This is a genomic window from Actinoallomurus iriomotensis, assembly GCF_030269445.1.
Lineage (GTDB): Bacteria > Actinomycetota > Actinomycetes > Streptosporangiales > Streptosporangiaceae > Actinoallomurus > Actinoallomurus iriomotensis.
Window position 1 is genome coordinate 473,103 of record NZ_BSTJ01000003.1, and the last position, 23,784, is coordinate 496,886.

General features: G+C 68.7%; 22 protein-coding genes. 15 read left to right on the forward strand and 7 right to left on the reverse strand.

Features of this window, described 5'->3' with window-relative positions; translation table 11 throughout:
- Positions 1-68 precede the first annotated feature (68 nt).
- The 12 genes from QSK37_RS15285 (at position 69) to QSK37_RS15340 (ending at position 12,679) form a co-directional block, all read left to right on the forward strand.
- Complete coding sequence (locus QSK37_RS15285) at positions 69-875, forward strand: glycosyltransferase family 2 protein (protein ID WP_285620921.1); 807 nt, start codon at positions 69-71, stop codon at positions 873-875.
- A complete protein-coding gene (locus QSK37_RS15290; RefSeq protein WP_285620924.1) occupies positions 875-1,954 on the forward strand; it encodes a GNAT family N-acetyltransferase in 1,080 nt (359 codons plus the stop codon). Before QSK37_RS15285 ends, QSK37_RS15290 begins: the two co-directional genes overlap by 1 nt.
- Complete coding sequence (locus QSK37_RS15295; protein WP_285620927.1) at positions 1,951-2,928, forward strand: glycosyltransferase family 2 protein; 978 nt, start codon at positions 1,951-1,953, stop codon at positions 2,926-2,928. The genes QSK37_RS15290 and QSK37_RS15295 overlap by 4 nt, the downstream gene beginning before the upstream one ends.
- Positions 2,925-3,692 carry a polysaccharide deacetylase family protein gene (locus QSK37_RS15300; protein ID WP_285620930.1) on the forward strand — a complete coding sequence of 256 codons (768 nt, stop codon included), beginning with the start codon at positions 2,925-2,927 and terminating at the stop codon, positions 3,690-3,692. Before QSK37_RS15295 ends, QSK37_RS15300 begins: the two co-directional genes overlap by 4 nt.
- 50 nt (positions 3,693-3,742) lie before the next feature.
- Positions 3,743-7,162: a lipopolysaccharide biosynthesis protein gene (locus QSK37_RS15305; protein WP_285620935.1), complete on the forward strand. Its 3,420-nt coding sequence runs from the start codon at positions 3,743-3,745 to the stop codon at positions 7,160-7,162.
- 2 nt (positions 7,163-7,164) lie between these two features.
- Positions 7,165-7,551: a hypothetical protein gene (locus tag QSK37_RS15310; protein WP_285620938.1), complete on the forward strand. Its 387-nt coding sequence runs from the start codon at positions 7,165-7,167 to the stop codon at positions 7,549-7,551.
- A gap of 234 nt (positions 7,552-7,785) precedes the next feature.
- Positions 7,786-8,115 carry a hypothetical protein gene (locus QSK37_RS15315; protein ID WP_285620940.1) on the forward strand — a complete coding sequence of 110 codons (330 nt, stop codon included), beginning with the start codon at positions 7,786-7,788 and terminating at the stop codon, positions 8,113-8,115.
- Between the two features lie 1,405 nt (positions 8,116-9,520).
- On the forward strand, positions 9,521-9,805 hold the full coding sequence (locus tag QSK37_RS15320; RefSeq protein ID WP_285620944.1) for a hypothetical protein: 285 nt from the start codon (positions 9,521-9,523) through the stop codon (positions 9,803-9,805).
- A 285-nt stretch (positions 9,806-10,090) separates the two neighbouring features.
- Positions 10,091-10,765: a hypothetical protein gene (locus tag QSK37_RS15325; RefSeq protein WP_285620948.1), complete on the forward strand. Its 675-nt coding sequence runs from the start codon at positions 10,091-10,093 to the stop codon at positions 10,763-10,765.
- Positions 10,766-10,987: 222 nt separating this feature from the next.
- Entirely contained in the window at positions 10,988-11,287 is a 300-nt protein-coding gene (locus QSK37_RS15330) for a hypothetical protein (RefSeq protein WP_285620951.1), read from the forward strand.
- A 343-nt stretch (positions 11,288-11,630) separates the two neighbouring features.
- Entirely contained in the window at positions 11,631-11,933 is a 303-nt protein-coding gene (locus tag QSK37_RS15335) for a hypothetical protein (protein WP_285620953.1), read from the forward strand.
- Between the two features lie 224 nt (positions 11,934-12,157).
- A complete protein-coding gene (locus QSK37_RS15340) occupies positions 12,158-12,679 on the forward strand; it encodes a hypothetical protein (protein ID WP_285620955.1) in 522 nt (173 codons plus the stop codon).
- A 111-nt stretch (positions 12,680-12,790) separates the two neighbouring features.
- Here QSK37_RS15340 and QSK37_RS15345 read toward each other — a convergent pair whose 3' ends face one another.
- Together QSK37_RS15345 and QSK37_RS15350 are read right to left on the reverse strand one after the other, a co-directional pair.
- The gene (locus QSK37_RS15345; protein ID WP_285620958.1) at positions 12,791-13,540 is read right to left on the reverse strand and encodes an aquaporin; all 750 of its coding nucleotides are present in this window, start codon (positions 13,538-13,540) and stop codon (positions 12,791-12,793) included.
- Between the two features lie 24 nt (positions 13,541-13,564).
- On the reverse strand, positions 13,565-14,821 hold the full coding sequence (locus tag QSK37_RS15350) for an SLC13 family permease (protein WP_285620961.1): 1,257 nt from the start codon (positions 14,819-14,821) through the stop codon (positions 13,565-13,567).
- 1,101 nt (positions 14,822-15,922) lie between these two features.
- Here QSK37_RS15350 and QSK37_RS15355 point away from each other — a divergent pair.
- Together QSK37_RS15355 and QSK37_RS15360 are read left to right on the forward strand one after the other, a co-directional pair.
- The gene (locus QSK37_RS15355) at positions 15,923-16,135 is read left to right on the forward strand and encodes a hypothetical protein (RefSeq protein ID WP_285620963.1); all 213 of its coding nucleotides are present in this window, start codon (positions 15,923-15,925) and stop codon (positions 16,133-16,135) included.
- Positions 16,132-17,568, forward strand: coding sequence for a CNNM metal transporter family protein (locus QSK37_RS15360; protein ID WP_285620967.1), 1,437 nt, complete (start codon positions 16,132-16,134; stop codon positions 17,566-17,568). The genes QSK37_RS15355 and QSK37_RS15360 overlap by 4 nt, the downstream gene beginning before the upstream one ends.
- 78 nt (positions 17,569-17,646) lie before the next feature.
- Here the strand turns inward: QSK37_RS15360 and QSK37_RS15365 are convergent, their stop codons facing one another.
- From QSK37_RS15365 to QSK37_RS15385, 5 genes are all read right to left on the reverse strand, one after another.
- A complete protein-coding gene (locus QSK37_RS15365; RefSeq protein WP_285620968.1) occupies positions 17,647-19,437 on the reverse strand; it encodes an ABC transporter ATP-binding protein in 1,791 nt (596 codons plus the stop codon).
- 79 nt (positions 19,438-19,516) lie between these two features.
- Positions 19,517-20,872, reverse strand: coding sequence for an SLC13 family permease (locus QSK37_RS15370; RefSeq protein ID WP_285620971.1), 1,356 nt, complete (start codon positions 20,870-20,872; stop codon positions 19,517-19,519).
- A complete protein-coding gene (locus QSK37_RS15375; protein WP_285620973.1) occupies positions 20,869-21,492 on the reverse strand; it encodes a hypothetical protein in 624 nt (207 codons plus the stop codon). Before QSK37_RS15375 ends, QSK37_RS15370 begins: the two co-directional genes overlap by 4 nt.
- Positions 21,492-21,716 (reverse strand): hypothetical protein, encoded by a 225-nt coding sequence (locus QSK37_RS15380; protein ID WP_285620975.1) that lies wholly within the window; start codon positions 21,714-21,716, stop codon positions 21,492-21,494. The genes QSK37_RS15375 and QSK37_RS15380 overlap by 1 nt, the downstream gene beginning before the upstream one ends.
- A 334-nt stretch (positions 21,717-22,050) precedes the next feature.
- The gene (locus QSK37_RS15385; RefSeq protein ID WP_285620977.1) at positions 22,051-22,338 is read right to left on the reverse strand and encodes a hypothetical protein; all 288 of its coding nucleotides are present in this window, start codon (positions 22,336-22,338) and stop codon (positions 22,051-22,053) included.
- A gap of 175 nt (positions 22,339-22,513) precedes the next feature.
- Here QSK37_RS15385 and QSK37_RS15390 point away from each other — a divergent pair, with 175 nt between their 5' ends.
- Positions 22,514-23,767 carry a helix-turn-helix domain-containing protein gene (locus QSK37_RS15390; protein ID WP_285620979.1) on the forward strand — a complete coding sequence of 418 codons (1,254 nt, stop codon included), beginning with the start codon at positions 22,514-22,516 and terminating at the stop codon, positions 23,765-23,767.
- Positions 23,768-23,784 lie beyond the last annotated feature (17 nt).

Sequence of the window (23,784 nt, forward strand, 5' to 3'; positions counted from 1 at the left end):
GCCCGCACGAGCCTCGGCTGGAGAACTCCGGTTCTCCGAGCATCGATCTGCCAAACGGGGGCACCCAAATGCACGAGCCGGACTCTGTCCAACTCACCGACGGCATGCAATCCGGCGCGGTCCTGCACCACCTCGACGCCGCACGCCACCGCGCTTCCTGGCCGACGGTCTCCGCTGTCATCCCAACGCTCAACGAGGCCGAAAATCTCCGATGGCTCCTGCCCCGGCTCTCCGGGGTGGATGAGATCGTCGTCGTCGACGGCGAGTCCGACGACGGCACCGCCGACCTCGTCCGCAAGCTGCGCCCGGACGCCGTCATCATCGAGCAACCCCCCATCGGCAAGGGCGCCGCGATGCGCGCCGGTTTCCAGGCCGCCACCCGCGACGTCATCGTCTCGATCGACGCCGACGGGAGCATGGACCCCAAGGAGATCGACGCGTTCGTCGCGCTGATCTGCTGCGGGTTCGACGTCGTCAAGGGGTCCCGCTACTGCGTCGGCGGCGGTTCGGACGACCTGACCCTCATCCGCCGGGCCGGCAACCTCTGGCTGACCCGGCTCGCCAACGTGCTCTACGGCGTGCGCTGGACCGACCTGTGCTACGGCTACATCGCCCTTCGCCGCTCGGTGGTCGACCGGCTCGGCCTCGAGGCCGACGGCTTCGAGATCGAGACCGAGCTGTGCGTCAACGCGATCACCGCCGGCCTGCGCGTCGCCGAGGTGCCGAGCCACGAGCTCGACCGCAGGTCGGGCGAGTCGAAGCTCAACGCCCGCCGCGACGGCCTGCGGGTCCTGCGCACGATGATGCGCGGCCGCCGGACGCCCCCGCCCCCGGTCCTCCCGCGCTACGAGCCCGGCTTCGAGGAGGCGGGCTGATGAGGATCGAGGTCATCCGTCCCGACGAACTCGGCGAAGCCGAGCTGCGCCGATGGCGTGGCTTTCAGGCCTCCACCCCCACTCTCGCCAACCCCTTCCTGTCCCCGGAGTTCACGCTGGCCGTGGGCCGGTTCCGCGCCGGCGCCCGGGTCGCGGTGCTCAGCGACGGCGACGGGGTCGCGGGTTTCTTCCCGTACGAGCGGCACGTGCTCGGCATCGGCCGCCCGATCGGCGCCGGGCTGACCGACTGCCAGGGCATGGTGGCCCCCGCCGACCTGGAGTTCGACGTACGCGCGCTGCTGCGCGCCTGCCGCCTTTCGGTGTGGGAGTTCGACCACCTGCTCGCCGAGCAGACCGCCTTCGCGCCGTACCACGCGGAGACCCGCGTCGAGCCGGTCATGGACCTGAGCGGGGGCTTCGCGGCGTACGCCGAACAGGCGCGGGAACGCTCCCCCAAGACGGTCAAGACGGTGCGCTACAAGGAGCGCAAGCTCGGCCGGGAGGCCGGCGAGGTCACCTACACGTTCGAGGAGAGCGACCCCGCCGAGCTGCGGCGCCTGATGGCGTGGAAGTCCGCCCAGTACCGCCGCACCGGCCGTACGGACCGGTTCGCCGAGTCGTGGATCGTCGCGCTCGCCGAGCACCTGCACGCCACCGGCACCGGCGTGCTCAGCGTGCTGCGCGCCGGCGGCCGCCCGATCTCGGCCCACCTCGGGCTGCGTACGGGCACCGTGATGGCCGGCTGGTTCCCCGCGTACGACACGGAGTTCGCCAAGTACTCTCCCGGCATGATCGGCCACCTGCGGATGGCGGAGGCGGCCGCGGAGTCCGGCGTCACGCAGATCGCGATGGGCCGCGGCGGACGCGAGTACAAGGACTGGCTGAAGAACGGGGAGTTCCCGATCGCCGAGGGCCGGGTGGCCCGCGCGTCGGCGGGCGCCGGGCTGCACTGGGTCAAGGGCGCCCCGGTGCGCCGCGCGCGCAGCGCCGTGCTCGCCCATCCCGCCCTGTACGCGCGGGCCGACCGGGTGCTGAAGACCTACGCGCGGCTGCGCGGTCACGCCGGGGACGCCGCGTGAAGATCTCCGTCGTCATCTGCGCCTACACCGAAGACCGCTGGGACGACGTGCTGGCCGCCGTCGCCTCCGTACGCGCCCAGAGCCTCGCGGCGCACGAGGTGATCGTCGTGGTCGACCACAATCCGGCGCTGCTCGGCCGTCTCCGGCCGGCGCTGCCGGACGTCAAGGTCATCCCCAACTCCGGGCCGCGGGGACTGTCCGGGGGCAAGAACACCGGCGTCGCGGCGTCGGCCGGCGACGTCGTGGCCTTCCTCGACGACGACGCGACCGCCGAGGCCGGCTGGCTGTCGGCGATGGCGGGCGGCTACGACGACGCGAACGTCGCCGGGGTCGGCGGCCTGACCCTTCCCCGGTGGGACGGCGTGGCTCCTCGCTGGTTCCCCGAGGAGTTCGCCTGGGTCGTCGGGTGCACCTACCGGGGCATGGACCGCGGGCCGATCCGCAACCTCATGGGCGGCAACGCCTCGTTCCGGCGCGAGGTCTTCGACGTGGCCGGCGGCTTCCGCAGCGGCATCGGGCGTACGGCGGGCGGGCGGCCGCTCGGCTGCGAGGAGACCGAGTTCTGCATCCGCCTGCGGCAGGCCGCCCCCGAGACCGTCCTGCTGTACGACGACAACGCGGTGATCTGGCACCGGGTCCCGGCCGAACGCGCGCGCTTCGCCTACTTCCGCAGCCGCTGCTACGCCGAGGGACTGTCGAAGGCGCTGGTGACGCGGAGCGTGGGAGTCGGCGACGGCCTGGCCAGCGAACGCCGGCACGCCGTGGTGGCGCTGCCCCGCGGTGTCGCCCGCGGACTGCGCGCCGCGGTCACCGGCGACCCGTCGGGGCTCGGTCGCGCGGCCTCGATCGTCGCCGGGCTGGCGTTCACGACGTTCGGCTACGCCGCCGGGTCGCTCCTGGCGCGCGACGGCCACCCGCCGTCGATGAGCATCCGCACCGGCCGGGGGGGCCGGCGCGAACGGGAGGCACAGTGAACGACGCGACACGAGCCGGCGTGGTGCCGGTGCTGATGTACCACTCGATCGGCGGCTCCGACCGCCTGGCCGTACGGCCCGAGGCGTTCGCCGAGCAGCTGGCCTGGCTCAAGGAGCGCGGCTACACGCCGCTGCCGTTCGGCGAGCGCACGCGCCCCGCCGTACGCCCCGTGGTGATCACTTTCGACGACGGCTACGCCGACTTCCACGAGCACGCGCTGCCGGTGCTCGACCGGTACGGCTTCGCCGCGACGCTGTTCGTGACGACGGGCTGGCTGCACGACGCCGGACCACACGCGGCGGGGGCGCCACCCGGACGCATGCTCACCTGGCGGCAGACCGCGGAGGTCGCCGCCACCGGAGTGGAGATCGGCGCGCACGGGCACAGCCACGCGCAGCTCGACCAGCTCGGCGAGGAGGCCCTGCGCGAGGAGCTGCGGCGCAGCCGCGGGCTCCTGGAGGAGCGGCTCCGCCGCCCGGTGCGCACGATGGCCTACCCGTACGGCTACTCCAGCGCGCGGGTGCGCCGCGAGGTGCGCGCCTGCGGCTACACCTCCGCCTGCGCGGTGGCCAACGCGGTCATGACCGGGCGGCACGAACGCTTCGCCGTGCCCCGGCTGACCGTACGCGCCACGACCACTCTCGACGGTTTCGAACGGGCCCTCGAAGGCCGGGGATACCGCGCCGATCACGTGCTGACCAAGGGATACGCCGTCGTACGCCGGTCCCGGTACGCCGCCCGGCGGTTGCGGGGAGTCGCGTGACGCGGCCGCGGGTGCTTGCGCGTTCGCGGGAGGACACGAGACTGAAGCGCATGATGGCGCTCCGGGGTGAGCTGTCCAACCCGCTGTTCCGCAACGCGTACGCACTCATGATCAACGGCGGCCTGACCGGCGCCCTGGGCCTCGGCTACTGGCTCCTCGCCGCGCGGATCTACGACCCCGCCGAGGTGGGGCGGCAGTCCGCGCAGAACCAGGCGATGATGTTCCTCGGCGGGCTGACCGCGCTGAACTTCATCCTCATGCGGTTCATCCCCGAGATGGGCCCGCGCACCCGCGCCCTCGCGCTGCGCACCTACCTCGCCGGCGTGCTGGCGGCGGCCACCCTCGCCGTGGGGTTCCTGCTGACGCTGCGCTGGTGGGGCCCGTCGTTCTCGCGCCTGGCCACTCCGCGCCACGGGCTGTTCTTCGTGCTGGCGGTCGTGTCCTGGAGCCTGTTCACCGCGCAGGACGGCCTGCTCACCGGGCTGCGGCGGGCGACCTGGGTGCTGGGCAAGAACACCCTGTTCGCGTGCCTGAAGGTGATGCTGCTGGTGGCGCTGGCGAGCGCGCTGCCGGGCGACGGGATCACGGTGTCGTGGGTGGTCTCCGCGGTCGCGCTGCTGCTGCCGGTCGAGGCGCTCGTGCAGCGGCGGCTCATCCCCCGCCACGTCGAGGAGACGAGCGGCGACCGGCCGATCCCCTCGGGCGGGCAGATCGGGCGTTACCTCGCCGGCGACTACACCGGCACGCTCTTCTACTACGCGCTGTGCAACCTGGTGCCGGTCGTCGTCGCGACCACGCTCTCGGCCAGCGACAACGCGTACTTCTACATGGCCTGGGTGCTCGGCGCGACGGTCGACGTGCTCGCCGTGAACATGGCGATGTCGCTGACGGTCGAGGGCGCGTTCGACGTCGACGGGCTGGCCGTCGCCACCCGTTCCGCGATGCGGCGGATGGCGCTGATCCTCGTGCCGATCACCGCGGTGATCTTCTTCGGCGCCGGACCCGGCCTGTCGCTGTTCGGCCCCGGTTACGCCGAGCAGGGCGCCCCGCTGCTGCGCCTGCTCGCGCTCGCGGCGCTGCCGAAGGCCCTGATCGAGCTGTTCATCGGGGTGTTGCGGGTGCAGCGCCGGGCCCGCCTCATCGCCCTGCTGCAGGCCGTGCGCTTCGCGGGCGTCCTGGCGCTCGTGCTCCTGCTCAGCGACCGGCACGACGTCGCCGGTCCCGGTTTCGCCGTGCTGGCCGTCACCGTCGCGATCGCCGTGGCCGTGCTGCCCGCGCTGCTGCGCGCCGTCAAGCCGATCCCGGTCGCGCCGGTCGTCCTGCACGAGGACGACGAGGACACGCTCGCCCGGCCGGTGCCGCTCGCCCAGTCGGGAACCTCGGTGAGCATCGTGCGGGACGAGCCCGGCGAGCCGGGCGACCTGCCGGAATCGGTCGAACCGGCGGGCCGGCGGCCGTGGGGCGCCGCGCTCGCCTGGGTGCTGTTCCTGACCGGCCTCGGCCTCTACTGGGTGCCGCTGCGCCACGTGAACATGCTGCGCATGGACGGGTACGGCCTGGTGTCCGTGCTCCCGGTCGCGACGTTCGTCGGCGGCGGGCTGCTCGTCGTGGCGTTCATGTTCACGCTCTGGCTGCGCCGCCAGTACCGCGTGCTGCTGTTCCTCCAGCTCGTGGCGATCATCGTGTCGCTGCACGGCCTGGCGCCCGCCCTCGAGACGTACGCCCGGCCGGAGACGGCCTGGCAGCACAACGGGTTCGTGGAGTACATCGGCCGCACCGGCGCCGCCGACTACGCGCTCGACGCGCGGTTCAGCTGGCCGGGCTTCTTCGCGCTGATCGCGTTCGTCACGCGCGTCGCCGGGGTGCACAACCTCGAACCGCTTCTGCACTGGGCGCCGGTGGCGAGCCAGCTGCTCTACCTCGCGCCGATGTACCTCATCCTCCGGGTGATGCGGGCGAACTGGCGGGCCCAGTGGCTCGCCGTCTGGCTGTTCGCCGCGGCGGACTGGGTCGGCCAGGACTACTTCTCGCCGCAGGGCTTCGGCTACCTGCTGTACCTGGTGTTCATCGGCATCCTGCTCAACTGGTTCCGCCCGCAGAGCCGGCGGTCGGCGTGGGCGGCGGGCGGAGGGCGGCTGCGCTCGTTCTTCCGCGGCCCGTTCGCCCCCGGTGAGCGCCCGCCCGCCGAGAGCTCGGTCGGTGAGCGTACGGTCCTGCTGTTCATCCTGGTCGTGGTGTTCGCCGTCACGACCGCCAGCCACCAGCTGACCCCGTTCCTGATCCTGTTCGTGTGCGGCGCGCTCGTGCTCGTACGGCGGAGCACGCTGCGCGGCCTGCCGATCCTGCTCGGCGTCATGGTGGCCGCGTGGGTGAGCTTCATGACCACGGCGTACTGGGCCGGGCACGTCGGCGACCTGTTCTCGGGCATGGGCGCGCTCCTGTCGAACCTCACCGGCGGCGTCGCGGGCCGGGTCAGCAGCGGCAGCGTGAGCCTCGCGACGGTGCAGACGGGCCGGATCCTGATCGCCGCCACCGTCATGATCGTCGCCGCGCTCGGCCTGCTGCGGCGCCGGCTGCGGCGGATCGACGACCGGGTGGCACTGGTCCTGCTGGCCGTGCCGTTCCTCGCGGCGGGCCTGCAGAGCTACGGCGGCGAGATCGCGCTGCGGGTGTACCTGTTCGTGATCCCGGGCGCGTGCATCCTCGCGGCGTACCTGTTCTTCCCCACGACGTTCACGGCCCCGCGTCGTACGCTCGCGGTCCTCACCGCGACCGCCTGCGGGCTCGTCATCGCCGGCGGCTTCCTGTTCGTACGCTTCGGCAACGAGAACTTCGAGGAGGTGCACCCGGCCGACGTCCGCGCGTTCAACGCGATGCTGAGGGAGACGCCGCACAATGTGATCAACGTGGTGTGGCTGGCCGACCCTGAGGACGACGCCGGATACTTCCCGATGATGCCGTGGGGCGCCACGAAGATGGAGCACTTCGACTACTCCGCCGTACGCGCTCCCGCCGACCCGTCCAACCTGACGGACATCGTGCAGGCGTTGCTGGACCGGCCGGGCGGCTACTTCATCACGACGAGCGGCAACGAGGCGTACAACCACTTCAACTACGGCCTGCCGCTGTCGTACGCCGACCGGATGCGCGCCGCGCTGGCGTCCTCGCCGCAGCTGCGCCCGGTCACGGTGAGCGAGGACGCGGCCGTGTACGCGCTGCGCCAGCCGCCGCCGGGCGCGTCACCGCCGCCCGCGCGCGCTCCGCACTTCGGTGTCCGGCACACGACGTGGACCCCGATCGGGCTGTGCGCGCTCCCGCTGCTGATCGTCATCCTGGTCGCCCGCGAGGTGCTGCGGATCCGGATCCGCCCGAATGAGACGTGGCGCCTGCAGCCGCTGACGGTGTGGTCCGGCTTCCTGGTCATCGTCCTCGCCGTCGTCATCGTCGAGCGATTCCTGGTATTGGGGTAGTGATGCGCGCTCTGCTGCTGCTCGGCACTCCGGTGGTCGCCGGCCTGACCGGAGCGGCCCTCACACTGGCCGGGGTACGGTCGCCGGTGACCGGGCCGCTGACGCTGGTCTTCGTCCTGTACGTCCCGGCGCTCTGCGTGGCGCTGCTCCTGAGCGGCCTGGACCCCCTCGCACGGGCGATCGTGGCGGGCACGGCGGCCGTGGCGCTCGCGGGGGCGATCGCCGAGGTGATGCTGGTGACGGCGGGCTGGTCGCCGAGGGGCGGCGTCGTCGCGACCGCTCTCGCCTGCGCGGCCCTCGGCGTCGCCGCCGTCGTTCCGCGCCGCCGCTCCCGGCCGGTGGAGCCTGCCGCCGCCCCGTCCTCCACCGGCGCCGCCGGGGAGTCCTGACCACAAGGTTTCGTTCATAACGCTCAATTTCGGACATTGTGCGCTAGCTCGTACGATAAGCGGCTAGATCTCTCATTTCAGCAATTCGCTGCCCTTTATTGTCATCTTACCTTGTGATTATCTTGCCGAGAAAGGGGCGGGGAATGCTATAAAGCACGGCACCGTTCCTGGACATTCAGGGAGTGCCGGCTCGTGAGGGCCATTGTGCCATTCCGACCAAAAAAGGAGACCGACGTGCTGAAGAAGACGTGCGCCATCGGTGGTCTGCTTCTCACCACCGCCGCCGGCGCTCTGCTTACTAGCTCGCCCGCGTCTGCTCAGGTTCCAACGTGGGGCGGTGGCTGCTGTGGCGCCCACAGTTCCTTCCGCCACTTCTCTCGGCACCACAACCGTAACTGGAACGGCAACGAGAACTCGAACCTGAACCACATCCGGCTCCATCTCAACAACCGGAACAACAACATCGCCGTCGCCACGACCGGCCGCGGCCGCCGTGGCGGTGACGACGACGGTCTCGGCCTGGGCCTCGGCGGCGGTCTCGGCGTCGGGGGCTTCGACGACTGACCCAGGGACGGCGGACGCCGCTGTCACTCCAGCCGCGTCGCGACTCCTCACATGAGGCGGCGGACCAGCCGCTGAGTCGCCGAGTCGCCCGCGAACATCGGGCGCCGGGGTGACGACTCCGGCGCCCTTCGCTCGCTACCGCGAGCACCGAGGTAAGGGGGCAGACGTGCTCAAAAAGACAAAGGCCTCTATCCCGCTGGCCGTCGCCGCAGCCGCCGGCGCTCCGCTCACCAGCACACCGGTGTACGCCCTGACGAATCTCCTGCAAGGCCGACCCAGCCACCACCGTCACGGCCACCGCCTCCACGACGGAAACCGACACCACCCCCGCGCGTACGGCGGGAACGGCAACCGGCTGCAGTCCCTGATCGTCCGCCTCAGCCCCCGAGAAGCCCGGCCCACGACGGCCTCCAGGCCCACGATGCCGATCACGGGTAACCGGCCGAAAACCGGCGCAGACGCTCCGCCCACGAACGCAAGCCCAGCCACGGCCACCGACACCCCACCCAGCGGGCCCACAGACCCAGGCGCCACACGCCCCGACACCACAGGTGCGGGCACTGCCCACCCCGCCACCACGACCACCCCACCCGGCGAACCCACAGACCCAGGCGCCACACGCCCCGACACCCCAAGCACGGGCACTGCCCACCCCACCACCACGACCACCCCACCGAGCGAACCCACAGGCTCAGACCTCGCACAACCCGGCACCGCATACGCGGGCAACACAGAGCTGGGCACCGCAGGTGGACGTAGCAGGCAGCCAAGCGCCGACAGCGCGCACCCCGACATTGTGGTCACCCCGGCCAGCGGGCCCACCGACACAAGCCCCACGCATCCCTCCACCACACGCGCGGGCAACGCACGCCCCGCCGCCACAGACAGAGCCAACACACGGCCAAGCACCGGCAGGGCACATCTCAGCATTGCGGCCACTCCGGTCAGCGGACCTACCGGCCCCGTACGTGCAGGCAGCGCGCGGGTAAGCGTCACAGGGGGTGGCCGTACAGATTCCGGTACGGCGGGTGTGGGCGTGGGCGGGCTCGACCCGGGAACCGCTGGAGCGACGCGGGCGCCGGCCGGGGACCCGTCGGGTCACCTTCCCCCTGAAGTGGGCTCGGTCGGTCCTGGAGCGGCCTTCGCTCCCTCGCCGGCTCCATTTCGGCGGCGGCCACAAAAGCCGCCAAATTCCTAGAATCCGCGTATTTCGGGCGTCGGAGTAAATACTCCGGAGCCCGCTCACTTAGCACTACGTAAGCTCTTTATAAATATCATCTTACCCGTCGATTATCTTGCCCAGAAATCACCGGGGAATGTTAGAAAGCGCGGCACTCCCGGAAAGATCCGAGAGCGTCTATTCGCGAGATTCATCGCGCCGTTCCGACATAGAAGGAGATCGAACGTGCTGAAGAAGACGGCCGCAGCTGCCGGCCTGATGATCACCGCGACCGCCGGCGTCCTCGCTACCTGCGCGCCCGCGTTCGCCGCGCCCGCGCTCGCCGGGCACTCCCAGACCCATCTGGTCGCGAACCACAACCGGAACTGGAATGGGAGCGAGAACGAGAACTTCAACCACATCCGGCTTCGCCTCCACAACCGCAACAACAACATCGCCGTCGCCCGGACGCGCGGCAACAACCGCCGCAACGATGGCGCTGAATTCATCAGGCCCAACGAAGGTGACTGATATCAGCACCGCTAGGGACAAGTCGGACATCTCGGGGTAACAGTCCGTGTATTCGCGGGCCGCTCCAGCCAGTGACTCGCCCGCCTCGGAATTCGGGCACGGGCGCCACTTTCCCAAGCTCTCTTCGACTTTAGCGGTACGCGGCCTCCGCGTCACGCGCCAAGCGTGGCCGTACTACCGCTAAAGCACGAAGAGGACAGAAGAAAAGGCGGCACTCCTCGCGCCATCCAAGAGTGCCGGCCCGCGAAAGCCATCGCACCATTCCGAGAAAGAAGGATATCGATCATGCTCAAGAAGACGCTAACAGCTGGCGGTTTTCTAACCGTCGCAGCAGCCGGCGCCCTCATCGGCGGCAGCCTGCCCGCGTTCGGTCAGACCCCGATGTGGGGCGGCGGCTGCTGCGGTTCTCACTCCCGCACTCACATCTTCAATCACCACCGCAACCGGAACTGGAACGGGAGCGAGAACGAGGGCTTCAACCGAATCCGCCTCCACATCCACAACCGCAACAACAACGTCGCCGTCGCCCGCACCAGTGCCAACCGTGATCCACTCGACGGTGTCATCGGTCGGTTCGGCGACGACGCGGCCGGTCCGCCTCCTCCGCCTCCTCCGCCCCCCGCAGGCGGCGGCAACGGCGGCGGTAACGGGCGCGGCAACGGCGGTGCCAACGGCCGCGGCAACGGGGGCGACAACGGCGGCAGCAGCAACGCCGGAGCGCCGAGCGACAGCGGCATCGGAGCGCCCGAGGGCACCAATGGCGACGCGTCCGGCGACACCCGCGGACGTGGCGACAACGCCGGCCGCAACGACGACGCCGGCCGCAATGACGACGCCGGCCGCGGTGACGACGCCGGACGTAATGACGACCCCGGGCGCAATGAGAACCACGGCAAGAGCGCCGGCCATGGCAAGAGCGGTGGGCACGGTAGAAACGGCGGCCACGGCAGACGCCGCTGACACCGCGAAGCCGCCCGACGAGGTCCAGACACTGGATCCAACGCCGACAGCGTCGGCCGAGAATTCGCGCCACTTGACCGATCCTCGATCTTTATCGCCTTACGCGGCGGCAATCATTTGCCGCGAGCACAGTTCACCTGTGATGGCGGATATGACACTCCAACACATCTGAGCGCCCGTCCGTCAAGCCATCACGCCATTCCGATGAAAAGGAGAGACAACATGCTCAGCAAGACGACTCTGGCCAGCGGTATGTTGGTCGCCACGGCCGCCGGCGTCGTGATGACGAGCGCGCCGTCGTTCGCGCAGGTTCTGACGTGGGGCGGCGGCTGCTCGAGTTCCTCCTGCTCCTCGTTCGGTCACGTCAACCGGAACAGGAGCTGGAACGGAAACGAGAACGAGGGCTTCAACCACATCCGGCTCCACATCCGCAACCGGAACAACAACATCGCGGTCGCCCGCACTCGGCAGGACGACGAGCGCCCGCTGATCCTGGAGCGCCAGCGCGAGCGGGAGAAGTGATCGACGCCGGCGAATCCGTCGGAGCCCGCCTGTCGCATGGTCGAATAGACGATCTCTCTGATGCGCGGTCCGCAGGTCACCGGTCAACCTGACCGACGGCCCTGCCGCCTGGCAGAGGCATGGCGGCTTGGGCGGCTTATCCAGAATCAAGGAGTTAGGGCGTCGGAGGTTCACTCCGACGCCCTTCAATTTATCCCCCATCGCTCTTTGTTGTCATCTTACCCGGCGATCATGTTGCCGCGTAGGAACTAGGGAATATTAGAAAATGCGGCGCTCATCGGAACAATTAGGAGCGCCGGCTCATGAGGCTATCGCGCCATTCCGATCAAGAAGGAGACTCAAGGTGCTTAAGAAGGAAAGCATCGTCACCGGGTTGCTGATCGCCGCAGCCGGCGGTGCCGTCGCCACCAGCGTGCCCGCGTTCGCGTCCGTTCCCACGTGGGGTGGCGGTGGCTGCTGCGCCAGCTCGCACTCCAGCTTCTTCCACCACGCACGGAACCGGAACTGGAACGGCAACGAGTCCGACAACCTCAACCACATCCGGCTCCGCCTCCACAACCGGAACAACAACATCGCGGTCGCCCGCACTGACGAAGAGGACCGGCGCCCGCTCGTCATTGAGCGCCAGCGCGAGAGGGAGAAGTAAATCAATTCTGACGGCAGAACGACCGACGTCGCCGTCATACGGCCACGTGAGTGACTCGGGCCAAAGGAGCGGCCATGTGCCGCTGAGTCGCTAAGCCGCCCACGTGAACTGGGCGCCGGGGTAATGACTCCGGCGCCCTCCCCGGAGCCTACCGGAGGGCGCCTTCATCAAGGGGCGCCGATTCACCAGCCCCAAGGGCGGATCGAGCAATAAGGAGAACCGACGTGCTGAACAAGACAAGCGCCTACATCGGCCTGGTGGTCGCCACAGCCGCCGGCGCCCTGCTCGCAAATTCGCCCGCGAATGCTCAAGTCGATCTCGTGTGGGGTTCGCATCACCACCACCGTTTCTACCACCGCTCTCACAACCGGAACTGGAACGGGAACCACAATCGACCCCGCATCTTCATCCGGATCTACATCTACAACAAGAACAACAACCGCGCGATCGCGATAGCGCGCCCGGAGCGCGACCGTTCGCGTCCGGAGCGCATCGTGGCCCGACGTGACCAGGACGCGGCCCCCGTCGCCGGCGCGGCCCGCGGCCGGGGCGACAACTCGGGCCGGGGCGACAACTCCGGCCAGCGCGACAACTCCGGCCGGCGCGCGGCCTCCAGCGACGACGGCAGCACTCGCGCGGACACCGGTGCCGATCGACAGACCGCCCCGCGCGACTACCAGGGCGCCACCGGCGGAGGCGGCCGGGGCAACGATGACAGTTTCAGTGACGGGTCTCCGACGTCGTGACGACGCCCCGCGCCGCCGTACGACCGCCGGCGCGCTGAGGAGCACCCGCGGAACCAGCTGATATTCGGGCGCCGGAGAGGACTCCGGCGCCCTCTCTCGCCCCCAACCCGCTCAGGCGGAGTCACCGCGAGACGGACCGTCGCCCTCCGAATCGCCGTGCGGGACGAGTACGCCCGTGTCGCCGACCGCGGCCGGGTAGAGCAGGACGACCAGCACGCCCCCGATGAGGGCGCCGACTAGCTGGGCGACGATGAAAGGTCCCACCGAGCACGGGGAGATGCCGGTCGACGTGTCGCTGAGGGCCCGGGCGATGGTGACGGCCGGGTTGGCGAACGAGGTGGAGGACGTGAACCAGCCGGCCGCGCCGATGTAGACGCCGACCGCCGCGGGGGCGAGGTTCGTACGGCCCGAGCGGGCCAGGGCGAAGATCAGGGCCACCAGCCCCGCGGTGGCGACCACCTCCCCCAGCCACAGGTGTCCGCTGAAGCGCTCCTTCGACGAGGCGCTGACCGCGCGGAGCGCGAACATCACGTTGGCCAGTATCGCGCCGGCGATCCCGCCGCCGACCTGGGCCGGCAGGTAGGCCAGTAGCTCCAGGCCGGACAGGCCGCCGCGGGCCTTGCGGTCCAGCGCCCAGTCGGCGATGGAGACGACCGGGTTGAAGTGGGCGCCGGACACCGGCCCGAGGAACAGGATGAGCGCTGTCAGCCCGGCGGCGGTGGCCATGGCGTTTTCCAGCTGCGCGAGGCCGGCGTCGGACGACAGCCGTGCGGCCATGATCCCGGAGCCGACGACCACCGCGACCAGCAGTCCCGTACCGAGGAACTCGGCCAGCGCCCTCCGCCACAGCCCTCCGTTCACCGCGCGCCCGTCCTCACCGGCATGTCAGTGCCTGCCCAGAAGATGCAGGCTGAGCCATAGCGTCAGCACCCCGGCGACCAGGCAGGCCGGTACGGTCAGCGCGCCGAGCCGTAGGAAGTCCCTGACGTCGGGCGGGTGATCGTGCGAGCGGAGCAACTGGCGCCACAGGAGCGTGGCGAGGGAGCCGACATAGGTCAGGTTGGGACCGATGTTGACGCCGAGCAGCACGGCCAGCACCAGAGTCGGCGAGTTCGAGACGAGCGGCACCAGGACGAGCGTCGTCGGCAGGTTGTTCAGCAGGTTGGCGAGGATCGCGGCGATGACGGTGACCGTCAGCAGGCCGAAGAAACTGGCGTGGTGGGGCACCATCCGGGCGATCAGGTCGCCGGCGCTGCTACGCCGCACGGCGAGGACGACCAGGCCCAGAGCGATCACGAACAGCAGAAACGCCGGATTGGCCGAGGCGGCCATGGACCGTACGACGGCCATGCGCTCGGCGACCCGCAGCCCGCGCAGCCGCCGGACGGTGAGCACTCCGGCACCGGCCAGGGCGACCAGGCACGGATGTACGCCGAAGGGCTGCAGCAGACCGAACCCGAGCAGAGTGAGGACGAGCACCACGATCGCCACCGTCGGCGCCTTCGTGCGCACCAGCGTCGATGAGTTCTGCCGGGTGTCGAGATCGCCCGCGAAGTACCAGCGGAAGATCAGATATTCGACCCCGACGACCGCGAACCATGGAGCGACCATGAGCAGGCTGTAGTCACCGAAGGTGAGACCGCTGGCGTCGAACGCCAGCAGGTTCGTGAGGTTGGAGACCGGCAGCAGCAGTGATGCCGAGTTGGCGAGGTGGATGCAGGCATAGACGTACGGCCGAGGCCGAACGCCCGCCGTGGCGGCCGTCGCGAAGATGACGGGGGTCAGCAGGACCACCGTGGCATCGAGGCTGAGCGTCGCCGTCACCGCGGCGGCGATCGCGAAGACCCTGGCCAGAAGGCGTTGCGGGGAGCCCCGGCTCCAACGTGCCGCCATGGCTCCGGCGTAGGCGAAGACTCCCTCGCCATCGGCCAGGTAGGCGAGGACGAGGACCGCTGCGAGAAATCCCACCGTGGGCCCGAGTGCGCCCACCTCGTGCCAGGCCGCACCCGCCGGAACCAGCCCGAACGTCAGGACCAGAGCGGCCGCCGGCGCCGCGGCGACGGCCTCCGGGAGCCCGCCGGGACGGGCCACGACGAAACCTAAGACGGCGATCAGGAGCACGATGGAAATCGCGGTGTTCATGTGGACCTCACGATCAGTCTGGTCTCTGCATGCACCTGCCGCCCGAGTGGCTCCGAGCCACCGTCCTGCGGCGACCGCTGCTGACGCGGGCAGGCTCGTAACGCACCTCGGGGTGTATTCGTTGGGAGGCCTGCGTAAGCCGCGGCTCCGGCGCGTAACGGAGCTCTTATTGAGTGCCATTTCAAGCACCCACGCGACTTACGCGATAACCGTACGTCTCCTACGGCGATGAACGCCCGTTTCTCTTCTTTGATCGCCACACCGCCCTCGGATGACGATCCTCAGCGTGTCCTCCAATACCTTTCAGGCTGCGGCCAAGTCTCTCACCTGCAAAGATCCTTCGAAACGGGATGTCCTACTCCGTGAAAACCACATACGCCTCGCCGCACCCATCGACCGGGCCACCATATAGGGCGTTCCCCGCGAAATCTGCCTTCGGTCGCGATGTCACGTTAAACCACACCGACCGAAGACCCCGATCCGCCATATAGCTCAGGTACCGGCCGGACAATCGCCCCACCGGAAGGCGACAAAAGGGACTACCCGCTCCAGTCCAGCCGGCGACTTTCGACCCGCCGCCTTATTTGACCGGTGACGCGCTTCTGACTGATCTGGTCATGTAGTTGTCGACTATCAGTCATTGGCGACCGCGCGTCCGAGCCGGCGACCCGGGTCGATCCGCCTCACAGCGGGTCCGTACGCCGACGCGAGGGTAGCCGACGGCGCGGGGCTTGATCCCGGCGCGGTCTCCCCAGAATGCTCAGGGCGGCTCATAATGCCCACTTGGGTCAGGCGATTAACGGCCACTACAAGGCCTTCCGGTGCGCACGATGCCCCTTTTGTTATGAGATGTTCGGCCACTAGGTTTGATTATTCCAGGTGTTCTCTTGCATTCACGGCGATTGATGTCAAATTGAAGGTATGCCAAGGCAGGAGTCGCCACCCCTCCGACGACTCGGAGCAGCGGCAACGGGGGCGCGACAACCATGGTCTTCAAGCCCGGCCAAAGATCAACCCGAATGATCGACCGCCGACCGGGCGTCTCCCCAGGCTGAACAGCCACCATGACGGGTTCGTCGAATTGTCATTCTCGGAGCGCAGATGACTCACTGGAAAGCGCCACGTGAATCGGAAAACCCCGGCCCCCGGTCCGGACAGGTCCACGTCGGGCCGCCGCCCAAGCAACCCCCACCGCACTTCAAGACCTACGAAGGGCTGGAACACATCAGCCGGCAGCTCGAAGAGCTGACCACCCAGGTGAGACGGCTGGTCGAGGAGATCGCGAGCATCAGACTCGACAGGAGCGACGGATGAGCTCAGGGGAGACGGCAGGACGAATGCTGTCCTACGGGCGTTCGCTCATCCTGTGGGTCGCGTGGGTGATGCTCCTGGTGATCTGGCTCGCGACGCTCATGCGGCACCTGGACCGGCACGACTCGGCACCCCTGCTGCTGGCCGTCACGACCGTCGCCCTCCTCGTGCTCCTGTCCTTCGCGGAGGGCATGGAGCTGGCGGTCGCGGACCTGCTCGACAAGGACGCCTCTCAGGTCAGTGACCGGCGAACCCGGGACCTGCTGAGCGCGATACAGCGGCGTTCCGGATTCTTCTTCGCCCAACGCCAGGTGTTCGTGGTGCTCATCGTGTCGTTCGCGAGCCTGGCGACGTCCTACGACTGGATCTATGTTCCGTTCTACGGCGAAACACATGACTCCTCGGTGACCTTCTGGTTCAGCCTGTGCTTCGTGACGCTGACCGTACTCTGGTTCTCCCAGGTCACGCCCAAGAGGCTGGCGGTCGCGAATTCGGAGGCCTTCCTCGGGTACAGCAAATTCGTCTGGACCGCGATCCGGGCCATCTCCCTGCTCGGCCTGCCCGGCCCCACGGACCAGCTGTTCGCCCTCGCCAGGAGGATCCCGGCGTTCCGCCACGAGAGAATGCTCCTGCCCAGCCGATCCGCGCACTACAACACCTCGGCCCATCTGTACGGGTTCGCCCTGGACAAACTGTCGACGGACCTGTCGATCGGGCGAAGCGGAGCGGCCACGGTCCGCAAGAAGTTCCTGATCCTGTTCCTGTACGGACGGCACGCGCACGTGTACGGATACGTCGACACCAACTCGGTGTTCAGGAAGCCACCGGTCATCACCCTGAAGTCCATGCATGTGCTTCCGACGCCGGAACGCCTGGAATCCATGACCGGCACGCTCGACGCGATATTCGACGAGGACACGAGTGTCCTCAACCGGCTCGGGCTGAAGAACAGGATCTCCGAATGGGTCGGCAGCGTCGAGGTGTCGATCGAAGAGTCGGACTGGGAGGGGAACGGCCAGCACGCGATCTGGCTGATCCAGGGGCAGCCTCTTCCGGAGAGCTGCTGGCCCGAAGCCGAGGACGACATGCCGGTCCGCCCCCTCGTGGCCTTCCTGTACGAGGTCGAGGCCGAATCGGACACGGGAGCGTTCGCCGAGGTCGACGGATGTTACATGTGGCAGGAGACCATCGGCCTTCCGTGCCGGGAGTACGACATCTCCATCGTGTCCGACCGCGAGGCGGACCTGGGCATCGCCATTCGCGAGTGCAGAGTCGCCCTGGTCGGTCCGGGCACGGAGATCCCGGAGGAGACGCACAAACTCACCCGCACCGCGGTCTCCGGAAAGGACCGGATGAGAGTCATCTACCCCGTGCAGGGAGCGGAGTACTCACTCCTGTGGTGGGAGTTCAAGAGAGAGCCGGAGAGTTCGTGGTGATCCGTCATCGTCCTCCTTGGAGCGGGCGGTACGCGCGCGCCCCCGCGGGCCGGCCCGCGGCGTACGCCCGCCCGGTCGTCAGCCGTGCAGATCCTCATCGTGAGAGCTGCGCAGGAGCCGTGCGAAGACTCCGTCGGAAGACGCCAGTTCGTCGTAGGTTCCCTGCTCCGCGAGCCGGCCGTCCTCGAGCACGCAGATCCGGTCGGCGCTCCGCAGGGTGTCGAGCCGGTGAGCGACCTCGATGATGGTGATCCCGTCGAGTTCCTCGATCGCCCGTTGCACCGCTCGCTGTGACTCGTTGTCCAGCGCCGACGTGGGCTCGTCGAGGAGGAGCAGGTCCGGCCGGCGCAGCAGGGCGCGGGCGAGGCAGATGCGCTGTGCCTGACCGCCCGAGAGGCTGTCGCCGCGCTCGTGGACGAGTGTCTGGTAGCCGTCCGACAGGTTCTTGATGACGTCGTGGACGTTGGCGCGGCGTGCGGCGTCCTCGACCTGTGCGGGGATGACCTCGTCCTCAAGACCGAACACGATGTTGTCATAGATCGTGCCCCGGTAGAGGAAGTACCGCTGGCTCACGTAGCCGACGCGTCTGGCCAGTTCCGCCCGGCTGTAACTCGACAGCGGCATGCCGAACAGCTCGATGTCGCCGACGTAACCGTGCTGGAGCCGGTCGATTATCTTCAGTAACGTCGACTTGCCGCAGCCGGACGGTCCGGCCAGCCCGACGCGTTCGCCGGATCCGACGGACAGGGAAACGCCGTCGAGCACGCGGCCTCCGTCGCTCCCCGGGTACGAGAACATCACGTTGCTCACCCGCACGACCTCGTCGCGGAACGCACCGGCGTTCGACGCCCGCATCCCCGCTCCGACCGGTACGGGCTCGCGCGCGGTTTCGCGCACGACGGCGCGGGCCGGGCGGTTGCTCACGCTGAAGCTGACGTCCTGGGGCCGGTCGAGGAGGTTGGCGAGGTCGCGGGCCTGTTGCGCGCTCTCGGAGACCTCGTCCAGCATGCGATGAAGGTCGCGCAGCGGAGCGATGATGTTGTTGAAGAGCAGCGCGTAGGCCAGCACTTCACCCGGCCCCATCTTTCCCACCGTCACCAGCCCGATCGCGAAGCTCAGCACGAGGACGTACCACAGCGCCTCGTTCGCGTACTTCGCCGCGTCGAACCATGCCATCGCGCGGTGGTGCCTCATCTCCGCGCCGCGCAGCTCGCCCGCCGAGGTGGCCACGCGCGCGCTGAAGTAGTCCTGCGCGTTGTAGGCGCGCACCGTCTCCAGCGCGGGGAGCAGCTCGACGACCTGACCGTCGATCTCCTCTTTGTGGTTGCGGACCTTCACCCGGATGCCGGCCTGGCTGCGGATCTGCCACTGCACCAGCAGCAGCCCGGTCGGGATGACGCACGCCATGACCAGCGCCACGCTGACATTGCGGCTGAAAGAGATCGCCACGGCGGCGAGCGCCAGAGCACCGGTCGGCAGGAAATCCATGAAGCTCAGTTTCAACAGCCTGGTCGAACCCTCGATGCCCCGGTTGATACGGCCGTAGATACCGCCGATCTTGCCCTGCTGAACGTAACTGAGGTCCTGGTGCAGAACGTGCTTGTACGCGAGCTCTCGGGTGTCGCGTTCAAAGGCCGTCGATACCGCTTCGACCAGCTGCCTGCGGATGACCTGCAGAAGCTGGGTTATCAGCAGCACCGCGGCGACGGTGATCAGTCCGGTGAGGAGAGCCCGATGGATGACGTGCGGTTGCGCCACGACCTTGTTCACCAGCTGGCCCAGCACGACCGGCACGATCGCGGTGAGAAACGCGGAGGTCAGCATGGCCACCGCTGCCAGCGCGAGAAAGACGCGCTGTCTCGCGTGCAACTGATGCAGCGCACGCAAAGCCAGCCGGGCTGCGCTTATGTCCGGTGATCCTCTACTCTTGCGCATATAAATGCTCCCCTCAAATGCGATACATAATGAGCACATATATGACGGCGACTACGAATTGAATCGATGCGTTGAGCAGGCCCCATGGCAGGTACGCCCGCGCCGTGAACGCGACCGGCCGTCCACTGTCGTCCCGCAGCCCGGCGCCCTGCACCTTGCGTGCGATCAGTGGTCCGGCGGTCGCGGACCACAGCAGGGCACTGGAGCCGGCGCAGATCGCCCCGGCGAAGGCCACCGCCAACAGGTCGCCCCGGCCCGCGAGCACCGCGCCGGGCGCGACCAGGGCCTGGCAGAGCGGCAACAGCGTGGCCGCCGTCGGTCCGGCGGACAGGAGCGCGGTCATCACCGCCACGACCGCCATGAGCGCCACGATCATCATCGTCGGCGTGTGCAGATGATCTTGTAGTAGGCGCGCCAGGAACTGGAGGAGCCCCGTCGTCGACAGATAGGTCGCGCCGGCCAGGAACGCACCGATCTTCAGCGCCGGATACAGATCCGCGGCGTCCACCCGCGCGGCCGACCGTACCCGGGGGGCGACGACCGAGCCGACGGCGGCGCCGGCCCACGCGACCACCCACGGCGGTACGGAGTGCAGGAAGACCCAGCCGCCGAACATCCCGCCGAGCACGGCGAGCAGCGCCAGCAGGGAACGACGGTCGACCCGCGCGTGCCGGTACCGCGCCTGCAGGAGGATGACCCCCGCGTCCCGCAGGTCGGTGTCCGCGCCGGCCGCTCCCGCCCTCGGCCGGAGCAGCACCAGGTAGAAGGCCAGAAGCGTGCCGGCCGTCAAGATGGCGAACAGCGGGAACGCCAGCACCAGATAGGAGTTGAAGCTGGTGATGCCGGACGCCAGGATCGTCAGCGCCGGGAAGTCGCCGACCGGCGTACTCGCTCCCGCGAGGTTCACGACCGTCATCACGCAGGCGAAATAACCCACGAGATACCGGCGGTCCGCGCTCAGAGTGCGCAGCAGCACCAGGAGGATGGGCAGAACCAACCCGACGTGCGTGAGGTTGTTGCCCATCGCGCACGTCGCGATCAGCACGATCACGCTCGTGACGAGCGTCATGCCACGGCTCGCCCGCCCCCATCGGGCGAGGCGGACGGCGAGCGCGCTGGCGACGCCGGTGCCGATCACCATCGCCGTGTAGAACTCGAGCGCGATGAAGATCGCCAGGATCTCGAACGGGAACCGTCGTGCCGCGTCGGCGACGTGGCCGATGTGCGCCGCCGAGAGTCCGGCGATGAGCACCGTGACCACGGCAAGTGGCAGGAAGGGGTTCTCCAGGAGAGCCGAGAGCCGTCCGCTCCGCGGTGAGGCGTCCTGTGCGCGCGGTCGCCGTTCCGATGGCAGAAGGGTCACCGTCATGACGCTCGCCTTCCGCTCTTCGGGTCCGCCGGCGCGGCGGAGTAGACGTGGGTGAAGTGCTTGTGCGTCCAGATGGCCGGCCAGCCGGCGGGAACGGCGACCGGATCGCCGTCGGTGGGATCGATGAGCACCACTTCGCCGCGGACCCGACCGTCGAAGTAACTGAGGAGCGGGCGCACGGCGGGCGCCACGTAGCTGAGGCCGGACACGTGAAGTCCGAGCGTGAGGAGAGCGGGGCAGGACCCGCGAGGTGTCGGCAGCTCGGGCGCCATCACCACATTGGCGTCGAGCCCGCGGGGAATGTTGCCGCGGACACCGGACGCGACCTCATGGGTGCACCCGGCGTCGAGCCAGATCGTCACGGGTGGCGGTGACGCCGTGTCGGCGAGGGCCTCGAGCAGGACCTGTTCGGGACCGGCCACGAGAAGGTGGCCGATCCGGCAGTCCGCCATGAGCTCGGCGAGCACGCTCGTGATCCGGAAGCGGAAGTCGCGGCCGGCGGCGGGATGCGAGGGAAGGCCGGTCTGGGGCCTTCCCTGCAACTCGTAGGCCACGGTGAACGGTCCCAGGTGTTGAACGTGGTCGACCAGGCTCTGGGGAACAGACGTGGCCGGGAACATCAGAAGGTCGCCGCGTCGTCAGGTGGGCGCTCCTGCTCGGGGGCCTCGTGGCCGCCGGCCTGCCAGCGCTCGAGCTGAAGCCGGACGAGCAGATCCACGATCACGCGCATCTCGTCGGGCGCCCGATCGAGCACGAGACGCGCCGTGTGCGCCATGTCCTCATCGCCGAGAACGGTGACCAGCGAATCAAATGACGGCCCCGGATATCCCCATGGCGCGGCCATGCCCGGACGGAGATGAGGGTGAGGGTGCGGATCGTACTGCGGCGGGTGTACGTGACGCGGAAACTCGTGAGGCGCCGAGTAGCCGGGCCCTTGCTGCGACGGACGGGGCATCATTTCTCCTCACATGGCGGATTTCACATACCGGTTCGCTGATATCACTGGATGTTATTAGCGCGTCAAGGCAGCTGTCAACCTAATGCAGACTTTTGTCAAGTGATTGACAGGGCTTTTGTTCGCCACGATTTTCCCAACTTACGGTGATGTTCCGTTGGGGATTACCTAGCGGCGAAATGGCCGTCCCGGGCGTTGGCCGTGGGGCGTCAGGACGTCGGTGTCATCCCTGGTCGGCGGCTGCTCGCTGGTCGAGCTGGAGCCGTACGAGCAGGTCCACGATCACGCGCATCTCATCCGGCGCCCGGTCCAGCACGAGCCGGGCCGTGTGGGCGGCGTTCTCGTCACCGAGCACGGTGACCAGCGCTTCGTGGGACAGCCCCGGATATCCCCACGGCGTCGCCGTGCCGGGGTGCGAATGAGGATGAGGATCGTGCTGCGGCGGGTGGACGTGACGCGGACGAGTATGAGGCGGAGTAAAGCCGAACCATCGCTGCAACGGACGAGACATCATCACTCCTCAGATTGCCGATCCCTTCAGGTTGCCGGTGTCACTGAAGGTATGGCCGCTCGATCCACCTGCCAAACCACCGACGACGTCCATTAGTAGATTGGCAATCTCTTCTCTTGCCATGTTGCACTCGGTCAGAAGCGGGTTAGTGTTGAGAAAACATGGGGGTGAAGAAATGAAGTCCGAGATGTCCGAATGGGTCACTGTCGTCGGGGCCGCGTTGCGGGAGCGGCGGGTGAGCAACAACGCGGCGGCTCAGATGGTGGGCGTCAGCCCGGCGACGTTCGCCGCGTGGATGAGCGGCGCCACACGACCGAACGTCGAGGCCCTGCCAGCGATCGCCAAGGTCTCGGGCCTTGCGCTGTGGCGCCTGCACGAACTCGCCGGGTACCTCCCGGAGAACTACTCTCCCGCCGTCATGGCCACACAGGCGATCGAGTCGCAGCAGCGCCTGTACGCGGACGTACGACGGTGGTCCGAGCAGGCGCTCACCGCCTCCGGTCTCGGCGCGGCCGCCCGCGCGGCCGGCCTGATCCTGCAGCGGGACCCGGGCTGGCAGGTGATCATCCGCCCGGAGCTCCGCGGCATCGAGCACGCTCTGGCGCCGCACACGGTGATCGGCCTCGAACGCTCACGGCCGAGCGGCGAGTCCCTGCTCGCGCTCCGGCAGAAGATCGAGAACGATCTCGGCGCGGCCTTGGCCGCCCTGGGGGTCATCTGGCGCCATCACGACGTACCCGGATGGCGGGAACGCCCGGCGCTGCTGCTGGAGGTGCCCGAGGACGAGCAGACGCGCGGGCGGGGGCTCGCCCCGATGACCGACTTCCCGACCACCGTCGTCACTCTCGGCATCCCCTGGACCCACGCGGAGCTCGTCGGCTCCCTCATCGCGGACGCCATCGACTACGGCTACCGCAACATGAAGACCGACGCGTGCGCCGAGGCGGGCCTGCTGATGGGGGCCGACCAGGAGACGGTCGGCCGCGCCGCCGCACAGATCTTCACGGCCTCCCTGCTGCACCCTCGCAGCCGGCTGCTGGACCGGATGGTCTGGTCGTGCGCCTTCCCGGACGCGCTCACCGACGTGCCGCAGCTCCTTCCGCGCGCCGACCAGGAGACGTTCGTCATCTACGTCCGCGTCGGACCACAGCTCATCCAGCGCTCGGCCGAGGTGTCCGGCTACGACCCCGACAAGTGCCTGCTGACCGCGAAGAAGCTGGAGAGCGCCTGCGAGGAACTACCGGCCCAGCGCGGCATGATCGTCGACATCCCGGACGCCCGGGTCTTCAGCGACAACGACTTCGAGCTCTTCCAGCACCGGATGACCGACGCGGCGGTCGACGCCGCCCTCACGTGCCTGCGCCACATGCTCCAGATCCGGAACCTGCCGGCGTCCAGGAAGTGGCACGGCTACCTCGGCCGGATCTGATCGGTCGCCGGCCCGAC

Coding starts and splice junctions, on each gene's coding strand:
- QSK37_RS15285 (WP_285620921.1), top strand. CDS start 69: ATGCACGAGCCGGACTCTGTCCAACTCACCGACGGCATGCAATCCGGC.
- QSK37_RS15290 (WP_285620924.1), top strand. CDS start 875: ATGAGGATCGAGGTCATCCGTCCCGACGAACTCGGCGAAGCCGAGCTG.
- QSK37_RS15305 (WP_285620935.1), top strand. CDS start 3,743: ATGATGGCGCTCCGGGGTGAGCTGTCCAACCCGCTGTTCCGCAACGCG.
- QSK37_RS15310 (WP_285620938.1), top strand. CDS start 7,165: ATGCGCGCTCTGCTGCTGCTCGGCACTCCGGTGGTCGCCGGCCTGACC.
- QSK37_RS15325 (WP_285620948.1), top strand. CDS start 10,091: ATGCTCAAGAAGACGCTAACAGCTGGCGGTTTTCTAACCGTCGCAGCA.
- QSK37_RS15330 (WP_285620951.1), top strand. CDS start 10,988: ATGCTCAGCAAGACGACTCTGGCCAGCGGTATGTTGGTCGCCACGGCC.
- QSK37_RS15350 (WP_285620961.1), bottom strand. CDS start 14,821: ATGAACACCGCGATTTCCATCGTGCTCCTGATCGCCGTCTTAGGTTTC.
- QSK37_RS15355 (WP_285620963.1), top strand. CDS start 15,923: ATGACTCACTGGAAAGCGCCACGTGAATCGGAAAACCCCGGCCCCCGG.
- QSK37_RS15360 (WP_285620967.1), top strand. CDS start 16,132: ATGAGCTCAGGGGAGACGGCAGGACGAATGCTGTCCTACGGGCGTTCG.
- QSK37_RS15370 (WP_285620971.1), bottom strand. CDS start 20,872: ATGACGGTGACCCTTCTGCCATCGGAACGGCGACCGCGCGCACAGGAC.
- QSK37_RS15375 (WP_285620973.1), bottom strand. CDS start 21,492: ATGTTCCCGGCCACGTCTGTTCCCCAGAGCCTGGTCGACCACGTTCAA.
- QSK37_RS15380 (WP_285620975.1), bottom strand. CDS start 21,716: ATGGCCGCGCCATGGGGATATCCGGGGCCGTCATTTGATTCGCTGGTC.
- QSK37_RS15385 (WP_285620977.1), bottom strand. CDS start 22,338: ATGTCTCGTCCGTTGCAGCGATGGTTCGGCTTTACTCCGCCTCATACT.
- QSK37_RS15390 (WP_285620979.1), top strand. CDS start 22,514: ATGAAGTCCGAGATGTCCGAATGGGTCACTGTCGTCGGGGCCGCGTTG.